This window comes from Actinomyces sp. oral taxon 181 (genome assembly GCF_018370895.1).
Taxonomy (GTDB): Bacteria; Actinomycetota; Actinomycetes; order Actinomycetales; family Actinomycetaceae; genus Pauljensenia.
In genome coordinates, this window is sequence record NZ_JAGYZL010000003.1 from 189,409 (window position 1) to 202,456 (window position 13,048).

11 protein-coding genes are annotated in these 13,048 nt (G+C 55.5%); all 11 read right to left on the reverse strand.

Annotated features, from left to right (window positions below):
- Positions 1–5: 5 nt before the first annotated feature.
- Positions 6–1,562: an AMP-binding protein gene (locus tag KHW85_RS02740; protein ID WP_291458703.1), complete on the reverse strand. Its 1,557-nt coding sequence runs from the start codon at positions 1,560–1,562 to the stop codon at positions 6–8.
- A 3-nt stretch (positions 1,563–1,565) separates the two neighbouring features.
- The gene (gene caiB, locus KHW85_RS02745; RefSeq protein WP_291458704.1) at positions 1,566–2,786 is read right to left on the reverse strand and encodes an L-carnitine CoA-transferase; all 1,221 of its coding nucleotides are present in this window, start codon (positions 2,784–2,786) and stop codon (positions 1,566–1,568) included.
- 19 nt (positions 2,787–2,805) lie between these two features.
- Entirely contained in the window at positions 2,806–3,939 is a 1,134-nt protein-coding gene (caiA, locus tag KHW85_RS02750) for a crotonobetainyl-CoA dehydrogenase (protein WP_009407921.1), read from the reverse strand.
- Between the two features lie 41 nt (positions 3,940–3,980).
- A complete protein-coding gene (gene aes, locus KHW85_RS02755; RefSeq protein ID WP_291458705.1) occupies positions 3,981–4,961 on the reverse strand; it encodes an acetyl esterase in 981 nt (326 codons plus the stop codon).
- A 28-nt stretch (positions 4,962–4,989) separates the two neighbouring features.
- Complete coding sequence (locus KHW85_RS02760; RefSeq protein WP_291458706.1) at positions 4,990–6,300, reverse strand: MFS transporter; 1,311 nt, start codon at positions 6,298–6,300, stop codon at positions 4,990–4,992.
- A 431-nt stretch (positions 6,301–6,731) separates the two neighbouring features.
- Positions 6,732–9,089, reverse strand: a complete 2,358-nt coding sequence (locus tag KHW85_RS02765) for a polyribonucleotide nucleotidyltransferase (RefSeq protein WP_291458707.1) — start codon at positions 9,087–9,089, stop codon at positions 6,732–6,734.
- Positions 9,090–9,330: 241 nt separating this feature from the next.
- Positions 9,331–9,600: a 30S ribosomal protein S15 gene (rpsO, locus tag KHW85_RS02770; RefSeq protein WP_009407917.1), complete on the reverse strand. Its 270-nt coding sequence runs from the start codon at positions 9,598–9,600 to the stop codon at positions 9,331–9,333.
- A 160-nt stretch (positions 9,601–9,760) separates the two neighbouring features.
- Positions 9,761–10,750 carry a bifunctional riboflavin kinase/FAD synthetase gene (locus KHW85_RS02775; RefSeq protein WP_291458708.1) on the reverse strand — a complete coding sequence of 330 codons (990 nt, stop codon included), beginning with the start codon at positions 10,748–10,750 and terminating at the stop codon, positions 9,761–9,763.
- 12 nt (positions 10,751–10,762) lie between these two features.
- A complete protein-coding gene (truB, locus tag KHW85_RS02780; RefSeq protein WP_291458709.1) occupies positions 10,763–11,761 on the reverse strand; it encodes a tRNA pseudouridine(55) synthase TruB in 999 nt (332 codons plus the stop codon).
- On the reverse strand, positions 11,761–12,204 hold the full coding sequence (rbfA, locus tag KHW85_RS02785; RefSeq protein ID WP_178703685.1) for a 30S ribosome-binding factor RbfA: 444 nt from the start codon (positions 12,202–12,204) through the stop codon (positions 11,761–11,763). The genes truB and rbfA overlap by 1 nt, the downstream gene beginning before the upstream one ends.
- 18 nt (positions 12,205–12,222) lie before the next feature.
- On the reverse strand, positions 12,223–12,861 hold the full coding sequence (locus tag KHW85_RS02790) for a malonic semialdehyde reductase (RefSeq protein ID WP_291458710.1): 639 nt from the start codon (positions 12,859–12,861) through the stop codon (positions 12,223–12,225).
- Positions 12,862–13,048: the final 187 nt, after the last annotated feature.

Genomic DNA, 13,048 nt, shown 5'->3' on the forward strand with positions numbered 1-13,048 from the left:
TCCTTTCACAGGGTTTTGAGTAATTCTTTGTTGACTTTGCCGTATTCACCGCGAGGCAGCTCATCAATGATTCGTACCTCGTTGGGAACTTTGAAGGAGGACAGTCGTTGGCGGCAAAACTCCAACACACTGTCAGGGCTCAGGTCCTTACCCGGGTAGAGGGTAAGGAAGGCATGAATATCTTGCCCGCGAATAGGGTTGCGAACTCCAACAACCGCCGCGTCACTCACTTCGGGGATTTGGCGTAGAAGATTTTCAATTTCACCCGAGGCCACCGACTCACCGTTGCGCTTGATGAGGTCATGCCGCCGATCGACGAAGAAAAGCCATCCATCAGGGTCAACGTATCCCCAGTCACCGGTGTGATACCACCCATCGATGACTGCCTCCCCAGTCGCATCGGGGCGCTTCCAGTACCCCTGCATGAGCGAGATTCCCATCTCGCCGCGAATGCAGATTTCACCATTACGCCCCTGCGGTACTTCTGCTCCAGATTCATCGCAAATCTTGAGTTCGTAGTCCGGACCAACCTGTCCCACAGAAGGCCACCGCCGCTCCCCCACGGGCGGATCGGTGACAACTCCAACCAAGGTCTCGGTCGACCCATAGTTATTGAGTAGTGGAACAGCAAAACGCTTTTCAAAGCGTTCTTTATCTTCATCAGACAAGATCAGGAAATAGTGCATCTGACGCACGCAGTGGTTCTGTTCTTCTGGATCCACGGGTTGAGCAAGCAAGGTCATGACAATCAGTGCCATCCCCTGGACCAAAGTCGCTCGGGTCTGACACACCGATTTCCAGAAACGATGCGCGCTATATCGACTGAGAAGAATCAGAGTCGCTCCGGCTGTAATGACTGGAATGAAGGCTGAGAGCTGGAAGTTCACGTGACTGGCAACCATGGATGTCGCATAGCGATCATCACTGGTCATCGCCAGTTCCCAATTGACATATTTTCCTGAAAATACGGCATTGGCATGCGTGATCATGACACCTTTAGGAGATGAGGTCGTCCCAGAGGTGAACATAATTTCCAGAAGACTCAGTGCTTCAAGCTGCGGATCGTAATCCAGTTGTGGCGAGCAAGTCCGGCTGAGAGCAGCTAGAGAACCCTCCTCCTCACCTGCGTCGCTTCCCACCAAGAGCACCTGAGCTCCCGAGGCCAGCACGGCCTCGTCAAGGGTGAGCGAGCACCCCCGGGTACAAATCACCGCGCGAGCGCCACTGGCATCGATCAGCCCCGCAAGTTCAAAAGAAGTTCCCTTCGTGTCTAGGGGAACGATGACCGCACCGATCTTCGCGATCGCCAAGAAGCATTCGATGAACTCGATGCTATTGGGCAGGTAGAGTGCAATGCGGTCACCGCTGCGAAAGCCCAGCTTAAGTAGGGCATTCGCATATCGATTCACTTGTTCATCTGTCTGACGGTAGGTGCGTTCCACGCGCACACCAGCGCACACATCCTCAAAAATGAGGAAGCTGCGTTCTGGGGCTGCATGAACCGCATCCTCCCAGATGTCGCGCAGATTCGTGCGCGAGTGAATCTCATCCCGAATGGTCACGAATCAGTCCTCTTCGGCGAACTTGATGGAACCGGAGGCCTTGAAACGCTCGATATCCTCATCCGAGAAACCACTGCGGTGGAGGACATCTCGAGTGTCTTCACCCAATGCGGGCATTGGACGCCAGAAGCCACCGGGACGATGCGCGAAACGAGGAACCGTATTTAGGCCCTTGATCGTCTCCCCTTCGCGGTTCTCCCACTCCATGAAGTTTCCGCGCAGTTTCGTGTGTTCCTCGGCCAAGAGGTCGTCGAAATCCAAGCACTTCTGAGCCGCGATCTTGTGGGCAACAAAATCTGCCTCAACATCGTCGACGTTCTGGGTGAGCAGGTACTCTTCCAGTTTTTGTTCGATCAACGAGGCCTTGGGGCCGTCAAGCCACAGCGCTGAGGTGTCCTCGGGGTACTCTTCTGTTCCCCACAGATCCCCCAGACCAATGACCTCAAGCAGGTACTTGTTCTGAGGAACACCGTAGCAGCACAGGCCCAGGATTCCGTCCTTGGTCTTGTACTGGCCAATCGCGCACAGGTTCTGATGGCGTGCACCCGCACGCGGGTAGAGCACTCCCTTATTCATGTAGTCGATCATGTAGTAGGCGCCGACGCGCAGCATTGTTTCATACATTGCGACGTCGATCGACTCACCTTCTCCGGTGCGCTGAGCACGGAATACCGCAGCCAAGGCAGAGGAGATCACCATAAGCGAATTGAAGTAGTCGCCAGTGTAGGGAGCTGCCGTCATTGCTTCTTCAGGGGTACCGTTTTGGTAGACGTAACCCGAATAATCTTGGACGGTCAGATCATATGCCGCGGAGTGAACACGCTTGGGATCACCAACATGACCGAAACCGGAAACGTGCACAATGACCAGGCGAGGGTTGACCTCCCACAGGAAGTCGTCGGTGATTCCCTTTCGTGCCCATACCGGACCCTTCGAGGACTCGATGAAGATATCCGCGTCCTTAACAAGCGCACGGATAATCTCTTTTCCTTCATCCGTGAAAGGATTCATCGAGATGGAGCGCTGATTGCGTCGTTCCATTTCCTTGACGAACTCGGTATCACGCACAGAGTCACCACTGTAGGTGTTCTCAATCCAAGTGATATCGGCACCCCACTCCGACATGATTTCGCACGCGGTAGGAACGGCAATCTCCACTGCCGAGTAAACGACCTTCAGGCCGTCGAGGTTACCGTAGGACGGCTTATCAACGGGTAATGACATCAGATACACCTCCCGCTGATCAGCGGTATTCCTTCAGAGCTGCACGGCCTGCGGTAAGGATCATCATTTCGTCAGTACCACCGCTGACGCGGTCAACGCGCAGGTCGCGGAACATACGCTGGACGCGGTGTTCACCGGTAATGCCGACGCCTGCAAGAACCTGCAGGGCATTGTCGACGACTTCAAATGCTGCGTGTGCGCAGTAGTACTTCGCCATCGAGCAGTCACCACGACCAAGCAGACCGTTATCGTGCTTCCAGGCGATTTCGTAGAGCATGTTGCGCATATTGGTGAGCGCAACCTTCATGTCAGCAAACTTGAGCTGGATGAGCTGGTGACGAGCAATTGCCTGCCCACCCTGGACACGTTGGTTGGCGTAGCGCGCAGCGTCTTCGAAGGCGCAGTAAGCCTGGCCGTAGTTGGTCAGAGCAACAAGGAAACGCTCAAGATCGAAGTCGGCAACTCCGCGACGGAATCCATTTCCTTCGGTTCCGAAGAGGTCTTCTTCACGAAGTTCGACGTTATCGAAGTAGATATCGCAGCAAGAGTCCATGCGCAGTCCCAGCTTGTGCAGGGGTTCCTTGGTAATGCCCGGCAGAGACATATCGACAAACCACTCGGTGTAGGTATCCATGTTGTCGCTATCGCGAGCCATAACAACCAGGTAGGGCACGTACTTGGAAGAAGTAATAAAGGTCTTGTGACCGTTCAGGTAGACTTTGCCGTCCTTACGGGTGTAGGTCGTGCGCATATCATCCCAAGAGGATCCTGCACTCGGTTCGGTCATTGCGTAGTTGAGCATCTGCTTACCGGTACCCACGAAGGAAAGGATCTTTTCCTTCTGTTCCTCGGTGCCCTCACGCAGAACGGTATCCCAGCAGGGAAGCTGGTAGAGAACGTAGGTGGGGCCACCGGCGCGACCAAGTGCCTCGTAAGCGGCGGTAAGCGTCACCCAATCGGCACCCAGACCACCGTTCTCCTCGGGAAGGAGGATCTGGTCAAAGCCGAGCTCGCAAATTGCCGAAACCCATTCCTGGGGGTATTCGGAGCGTTCATCGCATTCCTGGAAGTACTTCTCCCAGTTACGCGACTCCATCAATTCGGTGAATCCATCGACCATCAATTGCTGGTCTTCGCTCAGTGAAAAGTCCATTTTTACTTCCTATCGTCGGTGATGTGAAATGTGTGAGTTTCTTAGATTTTGTGGTTATGGAAGAAGTCAGCTGCCCGCCGCATCGCATCCATCGTGTCATCCAGCATCCGAGAGTGATGAAGGAATGCATGGATGACCTTCGGATAGACAACGAATTCGTTATCCACTCCCGCGATATCAAGCAGTTCGTGAAGCGCCTCGGAATCATCTTTGAGAGGATCCAAGCCTGCGGCCACGATGAAACAGGGAGGGACTTGCGAAGACAGATCGTTATCCAAAATATTCACGTAGGGTTCGCGAATCTTTTCAAGATCTCCAAGGTAGGCCTTGAGATAGTACTCGTAATCGGCTTCGGTGAGCCCATCCCAGGGGCCGCCCAGCAGGCGCATCGATCGAGAGTCACGCAACCCGTATGCTCCGTAGAAGAGCAGCATGCTCCGCGCGTTCACAGCTTTTAGATGATCACGAAGGTAGAGCAACGCACCGAATGCCATATTTGCACCCGCACTGTCCCCCGAAAAGGAGACATCGTGAGGATCAATTCCCCACTCCTGGGCGTGCTGGACAATGTAGTCAGTGGCATCGGAAATTTCTTCGATCGGCTGCGGGTATTGAGCTTCCGGAGAGAGCGTATAGCCCACCGAAACGACGATGGCCCCCGTGAGCGAAGCAATCGTCCGCGTGATGCGATCATGGGTATCGACATCGCCGATCAACCAGCCGCCACCGTGAATATAAACAATCAGGGGACGAGCAGATTTGTTGTTATCTTCTTCCGAGGCCAAGGGGACGTAGCGGCGCACCGGGATACTCCCGTGGCGCGTCGGGACCATTCGGTCTTCCGCGCTTTCCACATGCGGACCGCCCTCGTTCCAGAAACGACGTTCACTGCGATAGGCCTGTCGCATCTCTTCAATACTCTGATCGGTCGAGTACGCGTCTTTTGCCAGCTCGTTTTGCTTGGCAACGACGGCGCCCATCTGCTCGCTCCACATGCTGGGAACATCAAGCTTGTGTGCCACTACGTCCTCCTTCCTCAATACGTGGTTTTCAGGCCTCAACGTTCTTCTTCGCGCGAATACGAATCACCACAACCAGGGCGATCGCACAAACCGCGGCCAGAAGGGCTGCACCGCCAAGAATCATGAAGATCTGATGGAACGCCGATTCTTGTGCGTCACCTGCGGCGTCGCGAATTGAGCCAAACCAGGTGTAGGAGAAGGTATCGGGAAGGAAGCCGATGACCGAGAGCAGGCCCGAGGCCGTACCAAAGACCGCGGGAGCAACCTTGCCTTCAGTGAGCTGCGAGGAAACAATACCGAAGACACCGTTGGCAATAAACGCCAAGAGAATCACCAATCCAGCGGTGAGGATAGCGTTCGCGCCCGAGGGCAGGACGGCAAATCCAGCGAAAAGCACTGCAACCAACAGTGACGCAACTGCAATGACACGCGAAGGAGAGCCGACCTTCTCAGCAAGCCATCCGAAGAAAGGAGCCGAGACCAGGGAAATACCGTAGGTACGGACGGTTGCGACCATGGTGACCACTGCGGGAGCAAGCATCATGACCTTGTTCATGTAGCCGGTGGTTTGGTTGACGCCGGTGTAGAAGAAGTAGACGAAGAATAAGGTGGCAGCTGCCAGCCAGACGACAGGATTCGCCAAGACCTGACCGATTTGCTTCACCGAGAAACCGCCTTCGGTGGAGCCAATTTCGCCTTCGAACTTCGGGATGAAGAAGAAGGAGAGGACGGCGAGAACCATGATCAGGCCACCCAAGATGAAGAGCAGGGTACGCATGGGGATGATGTCACCACGCGATGCGAGGTGGGCAACCAGCCACGAGTTGAAGAAGCCCAGGATCAGACCCGCAAGGCCATAGAAGGCATAAGAAAGACCGATGTTGCGTGAGTAGCCGTTTTCATCAGAGATCAGGCGCACAAGCTTGTAACGGATACCCCACCAAATGAGGATGGTTGTGACGCCCATTGCGACAAAAAGGAAGCGAATGGTGGTCAGCGAGGGGAACATTGCGTACCAGAAGGTGAGCAGTGCAGTCAGACCGAAACCGACCCACGAAAGGGTCCGAACGCGAACGATATCCGCCACAATACCGGAGGGGAGATAGCACACAAGCGCGGTCATAGCGTATGCGCTCAGAAGCGTACCCAGCGTGGTGGCAACGTTTTCGGTCGTAGCACCACCCGAGGCGATGAGGGCCTTACCCAGTGGTTCTTCGAAGACGTACTGAAGATAGGCAGGAGTGTAAATGATCGAGCTACCGATCGAGACCAAGATCAGAAGGAAGATGCGGTGACCTGCGCTCAGGTCGCTCGCTTTCCTCTCTGCAGAACCCAACATGTGAAAGACCTTTCTATCACTGAAGAATAGAGTTCATCGGACTAGGGTGAGACCGCACGTACCCTGGACTACATTCGTCCATAATTGCGGCTTGTTCGTGCAGCTTCCCGCCACTGGGGGCGGTGAATTTCTGCAGACATACATCAGTGCCAAAACACGATATGTCACAGGCAATAATCGCTGCCACGTCCACAACGCTATCAATGGCTTCACATGAAAACGGGGGGCCTTTAGGCCCAAAGAATCAAATTTTTTCCGACGGTATTCGTCGATAATTACTGCCTTTTTTAGATAACTGAGATGACACCTTGAAAGCGAAGAACATGCTGTTGCACAGGCATAAATATGACGTGTGGGGCGAAGGAATTCCTTCGCTCCACACGTCATAAAAGTTGTGAGTACGCGTTGTCTAACGCGCCCTCAGCGCGAGGTCACTCCTCGTCGGAGCCCTCAGATGCCGGGGCCTCGTCATCATCGCGACGACGGCGTGTGCGCGTACGGGGACGACGCTCACGGCGTTCACGACGCTCAGGGCGCTCTGAACGCTCGCGACGGCGAGGCTGTTCATCGCTGGCCTCGAGCTCGCCAGTTTCGCCATCGACGACGGCGTAAAGGCTGAGCTTGCCGCGGTCGCCGATCTCGTGGATCTCAACCTCGACCTGCTGGCCAACCTGAAGGACATCATCGACAGAGTCAATGCGCTTACCGCCGACCAGACGACGAACCTGCGAGATGTGCAGCAGGCCGTCCTTGCCGGGGGTCAGGGAAACAAAAGCACCGAAGGAGGTCGTCTTCACGACGGTTCCCACAAAGCGCTCCCCTACCTCGGGCATCTGCGGGTTGGCAATCTGGTTAACCATCGCGCGTGCGGCTTCTGCAGCCTCGCCGGTCGATGCGCCGATGTAGACAGTTCCGTCGTCCTCAATGGTGAGTTCGGCGCCGGTGTCTTCCTGGATCTGGTTGATCATCTTGCCCTTGGGGCCAATGATCTCACCGATCTTGTCGACGGGGACCTGGACCGTGATGATACGAGGAGCGTAGGGGCTCATCTCATCGGGGGCGTCGATTGCCTGCTCCATCAGATCAAGGATCTGCAGACGCGCGTCGCGGGCCTGCGCCAGCGCGCCACGCAGCACCTGGGAGTCGATGCCATCGAGCTTGGTATCAAGCTGCAGGGCGGTGATGAACTCGCGGGTACCGGCGACCTTGAAGTCCATATCGCCGAAACCGTCTTCAGCACCGAGGATATCGGTCAGGGTCACGGCCTTCTGCTTGCCATCAACTTCACCGGTCATGAGGCCCATTGCGATGCCTGCGACGGGGGCGCGCAGCGGCACGCCAGCCTGGAGCAGCGACAGTGTCGATGCGCACACGGAGCCCATCGAAGAGGAGCCGTTGGAGCCCATGGTTTCGGAGACCTGGCGGATTGCGTAGGGGAACTCTTCACGCGAAGGAATCATGGGCTTGAGAGCGCGCTCTGCAAGGTCGCCGTGGCCAATTTCGCGGCGCTTGGGCGAACCCACGCGACCGGTTTCGCCAGTCGAGTAAGGCGGGAAGTTGTACTGGTGCATGTAGCGCTTCGCCGTGATGGGCGAAAGGTTATCCAGCTGCTGCTCCATACGGAGCATAGCCAGGGTCGTCACGCCCAGAATCTGGGTTTCACCACGCTGGAAGAGGGCCGAACCGTGGACTCGAGGAAGAACCTCGACCTCGGCGCTCAAGGAGCGGATGGTACGCAGCGAACGGCCGTCCATACGGATTTCTTCGCGCAGGGTGCGGTTACGAATGGTCTGCTTCTCCAGAGAACGGAATGCAGCCTTGAGTTCCTTTTCTCCCTCAGGGAACTGCTCGGACAGCGCTTCGAGCATATCGGCCTTAACCTGGTCGACTGCCTCTTCGCGGGCGAGCTTGCCTTCAGTGAGAAGCGCCTTGGCGAGTTTATCGCCAACCCACTGCTCAACTGCTGCATACTGCTCATCGGAATAATCCAGGAAGATCGGGAATTCAGCGGTTTCCTTGGAGGCAACCTCTGCAACCTTCATCTGGGCTTCGCACAGCGCACGAATGAAGGGCTTTGCGGCCTCGAGGCCGTCAGCGACAACATCTTCAGTCGGTGCAACGGCGCCTGCCTGAATGAGATCCCATTCGTTTTCGCCACCGCCGGCCTCAACCATCATGATAGCGACATCTTCAGAACCGTCTTCGGTGGTCACAATACGACCGGCGACAACGATATTGAAGACGGAGCGCTCCATCTCCGACCAGCGCGGGAATGCCACCCACTGGCCGTCAATGAGGGCCAGACGGGTACCAGCGATGGGGCCAGAGAAGGGAAGACCCGCGATCTGGGTCGACATCGAGGCGGCATTAATTGCCAAGACGTCATATGCATCGTTGGGGTGTGCAGCCAGAACGGTTGCGACAACCTGAACCTCGTTGCGCAGGCCCTTCTTGAAGCCAGGGCGCAGGGGACGGTCGATCAGACGTGCTGCCAGGATTGCTTCGGTTCCGGGACGGCCTTCGCGACGGAAGAACGATCCCGGGATACGGCCGGCCGCGTAGGAACGTTCTTCAACGTCAACGGTCAGCGGGAAAAAGTCAAACTGATCCTTGGGCTGCTTGCCCGCGGTGGTCGCGGACAGAACCGCGGTTTCATCATCGAGGTAGGCCATGGCCGCACCTGCGGCCTGCTTGGCGAGGCGGCCCGTTTCAAAACGCACGACGCGCTTACCGAAACGGCCATTGTCGATGATCGCCTCTGCTGAGACGATATCTTCGCCTTCCATCATATGTGTGTTCTCCTTGAACTGATCTATTTCACACTACTTCGGCGTTCGTATCGGCCTTCGATCGAAGTCCACGGCTTTTGTCCGGCTCTTCCCACATCCGTAGGCGCCAGAGAAGCCGTAAACCACTGTCGAAAACCGCGCACGATTACGCCCTATCCAAAGTATTGAGTTATCGCGTGTGCACTTCGCCCACACGTAGTGATCCGGCTCGATTCCAACATGGAATCGAGCCGGACTAAAATCAGCGGCGCAGGCCCAGTCGTTCGATCAGCGAGCGGTAACGCTCAATGTCGATCTCGGCGAGGTAGCCAAGAAGGCGACGACGACGACCAACCAGCAGCAGCAGACCACGACGAGAGTGGTGATCATGCTTGTGAGTCTTGAAGTGCTCGGTCAGGTCCTTGATTCGCTGGGTCAGCAGCGCAATCTGAACCTCGGGGGAGCCGGTGTCACCTTCGTGGGTGGCGTACTCGGCGATGATCTGATCCTTGACGTCCTTGCTCAGTGGCACAGGCTTCTCCTTATAACTCGTTGCACGGAGCCACAGGGCGTTCCCTGTGCATACAATCCGTGGCCGACATGACGGCTTAGGCTAGTTTAGCATCCCATCTTCAGGCTTAAGTCGTGATCTGCAGCACGAGCGTCAACCCGAAGAATGAAGCACGAGGCGCTTAACGTGCAGTTACCGCCTTGGGATCCACTCGGGTGGGCACTCCAACACCAAGAACGTAGGCGCTAATTCTGAGATCCTCATCCATTTGAGACAGCAATGCGTCCAAGGATTCAAAGGATTCCATAGGCCGAATACGGCTCACAAACATAATGGAGACATTTTCACCGTAGAGGTTCAAGTCACTGCGCCCCAAGACGTGAGCTTCAACGGTTCGCACTTCACCGTCAAACTGCGGGTTCGTTCCCACCGAAATGGCTGCAGGCAGGAATTCAGCTGCCCCACTATCACCGATATGGCGTACGAGCCAACCGGCATAAACCCCATCTCCGGGAACAACACCTTCGATGTCATTGCAGAGGTTTGCGGTGGGGAATCCCAACTCACGCCCACGCTTATACCCGTGCTCAACCGTCCCGCGGATTCGGTGAAGATGCCCCAACACGCGAGCGGCCCCTGAAACATCGCCCTCTTCTAGAAGCTGGCGAACCCACGATGATGACCAGCGCCGTCCTTCGGGAGCAGTGACATCATCCACCGAGGTAACGGTAAAGCCGAATTCCTCTCCAAGTGCCGAGAGTGTCTCTAGATCACCTGAATTGTGACGACCAAATCGGAAGTCCTTGCCGACAACGACTTCAGTAGCCCCCAGTGCGCCAACCACATATTTTTCAACGAATTCACGGGGGGTCAAAGTGTAAACGGATTCGTCGTAGTGAATAACGAAGGTTGCATTTAACCCGGCAGCAGCCATGGCGTCCAAGCGGTCACGCAAAGGGGAGATCAGCTTCAGAGGGCTATCCGGATTGTGCACCTTACGTGGATGGGGATCGAACGTACAAGCAATAGCCTGAACCTTCATTGCACGCGCATCGGTGACAGCAGCAGAAATCACCTTGCGATGCCCTTCGTGCATCCCATCAAAGTTGCCGATCGTGACAACTGAACTCAATCCCTTAGGAATCTCGTCTAAGGAACGCCAAATCTCCACTGTGGTTACTTTCTAGAAAACAAGAACTGTTGCGAAACGATTGTCAATAATCTTAAGAAGTCCGAGTACTTCGCCATCACCCCAATAGGCAGCAATTGGCCCCTGCTCACCGGGCTGAGTTCCCGGGAAATACTCCTCAACGAAACGAACGACTTCGCTGGCCTCACGACGCGGAGCTTGCCCGTGCGAGAAAGCACCGGCCTCGGCCTCGGAGAGAAGAAGGCAAGGGAACATTTCCCGCGCGGCTTCGCTCAGGGAGGTCAGCGGAAGAGGAGCCTCTCCCCCACTTAGCGCCGCGGCCTCGTCCAAGGACTGCAAGGTGTGGGCACAGTCAATTGAAAACTCACCAACTCGAGTGCGGCGTAAAGAGATCAAATGAGCGCCGCAACCCAACGCATTTCCAAGATCACGCGCAAGAGCACGAATATAGGTTCCCGCCGAGCACTCAACGACCACATTGAGGTCAACGCAATCGACGTAAGCGCTCTTGCCCTCCACAACGTACTCCACCCGGTGAGAGCGAGGCTGACCTTGTGCTTCCAAGAGAGAAATTTCTACTTCTCGAGGCTCAAGTTTGACGTCCTCACCTGCACGGACCCTTGCATAGGCGCGTTTTCCGTTGACCTTAATAGCGCTCACTGCAGAGGGAACCTGAGAAATAGTTCCACGGAAACGAGAAAGCGCCGCTTCAATTTCTTCATTGCCGAGGCCCTCGCACCCTCTGGCCGTCGTTACTTCACCTTCCGCGTCTTCAGTTGTCGTCTCGACGCCAAAACGCACCTGCGCTTCATATCGTTTGGAATGATCAGTAATCCACGTGAGCAGTCTTGTTGCTTTGTTGATACCAAGGACAAGCACCCCCGTCGCCATTGGATCCAATGTGCCCGCGTGACCAACTCGGCGCGTATGAGCTAAACGACGGGTACGCGAAACAACGTCGTGGCTGGTAATCCCTTGAGGTTTATCAACAATCAGCAGCCCCGAAACAGCATCAGTGGAGGCAGCGGTCATTAACGTTCGTCCTGCTCTTCTTCCTCTTCAGACTTGCGATAGGGGTCGGCTTCACCCGCGTACTGCGCACCCTCTGCCTGGCGAGCAACCTCTTCATCATGAGCCCGCGCAGATGCGAGCGCACTCTCCAAGGAAGCAACTGTTTCAGGAAGAGCATCAGGGATGAACTCAATACTTGGGGTAAGGCGAATTCCTAGTGCTTTACCGACCTCACTGCGAATCAAACCCTTTGCAGATTCAAAAGCACGAGCCGTCGCCGCGCGCTCTTCTTCACCACCAAGGACCGTGTAGAAAATCGAGGCATGTTGAAGGTCGCCAGTCACCCGAACATCGGTAATCGTTACGAAGCCCAGACGCGGATCTTTGATGCGTCGTCCCAGAAGGGAAGCAACAGTTTCTTGAATGCGATCTTGCACTTTACGAACTCGTGCTTCATCAGCCATGGCGTCCTCCTTATAGGATCAGGCGTTAACCTGAGGTTCGCGAAACACCTCATCGTACCCCACGCGCGGTCCACGTTCCTGGTAAGCATCGGTACCTGCATAACCCACGTTAATGACCAAAATTGGGTCGATATTTTCACCAGGGAAAAAATAGTCATGAAGAAGTTGGGCATCATCGGGATTCATAGGCCCGGTTTCCAAGCCCTGCGCACGAAGAGCAAGAATCAAATACGCGATTTGGATCGTGGCCGAAGTATGAGCCATAAGTGTGCGCATCTCGCCATTAGCTGCGAGCAGCTGTTCATAGCGTTCACCACGCGGGTGAAGTGAAGGAAGATCATGATGGAAATCCAGCTTTGCACCGCACACCAACACTAAAGGCGCACCTTGAGCTTGCTCCCTGTTGCCACGGGGAAGGGCATTCAACAGGTTCTGCTTTGCCGCTCCACTGCGAACGATTGCAACGCGAAGCGGCTGGCCGTTCACTCCGGTGGGAGCCCACTGAGCCAAATCGTAAGCGGCGTGAAGCTGTTGATCGCTAACTGGCTCATCAGTAAAGCTGTATGCAGTATGAGCGCCACTGAAAAGTTCAGCAAGAACTTCTCTTGCGTTCAGCTCATCCAAATTGCGGGACGAAAAATCCGAAACTTCAGTCATACCCCGACTCTAACGCTGTAGCGGGGACAATGCTGAGGGAGAAAAATACAGCTGTGTGTGTTGTGTTCGCGTGGTAGGCGGGTGGCTGGTGTGTGTTGTGGGTATAAAAGTTCGGGTGGGGTCGTGGAACAGTGTTTGTGTTCCATGGCCCCACCCGCAACGTGTGTTGTGGCGGTGTCCTACTCTC

Excerpts from the sequence above, each read along its gene's own strand:
- rbfA (WP_178703685.1), bottom strand. The coding sequence starts at position 12,204 with ATGGCTGATGAAGCACGAGTTCGTAAAGTGCAAGATCGCATTCAAGAA.
- caiB (WP_291458704.1), bottom strand. The coding sequence starts at position 2,786 with ATGTCATTACCCGTTGATAAGCCGTCCTACGGTAACCTCGACGGCCTG.
- caiA (WP_009407921.1), bottom strand. The coding sequence starts at position 3,939 with ATGGACTTTTCACTGAGCGAAGACCAGCAATTGATGGTCGATGGATTC.
- KHW85_RS02760 (WP_291458706.1), bottom strand. The coding sequence starts at position 6,300 with ATGTTGGGTTCTGCAGAGAGGAAAGCGAGCGACCTGAGCGCAGGTCAC.
- truB (WP_291458709.1), bottom strand. The coding sequence starts at position 11,761 with ATGACCGCTGCCTCCACTGATGCTGTTTCGGGGCTGCTGATTGTTGAT.
- KHW85_RS02765 (WP_291458707.1), bottom strand. The coding sequence starts at position 9,089 with ATGATGGAAGGCGAAGATATCGTCTCAGCAGAGGCGATCATCGACAAT.
- KHW85_RS02790 (WP_291458710.1), bottom strand. The coding sequence starts at position 12,861 with ATGACTGAAGTTTCGGATTTTTCGTCCCGCAATTTGGATGAGCTGAAC.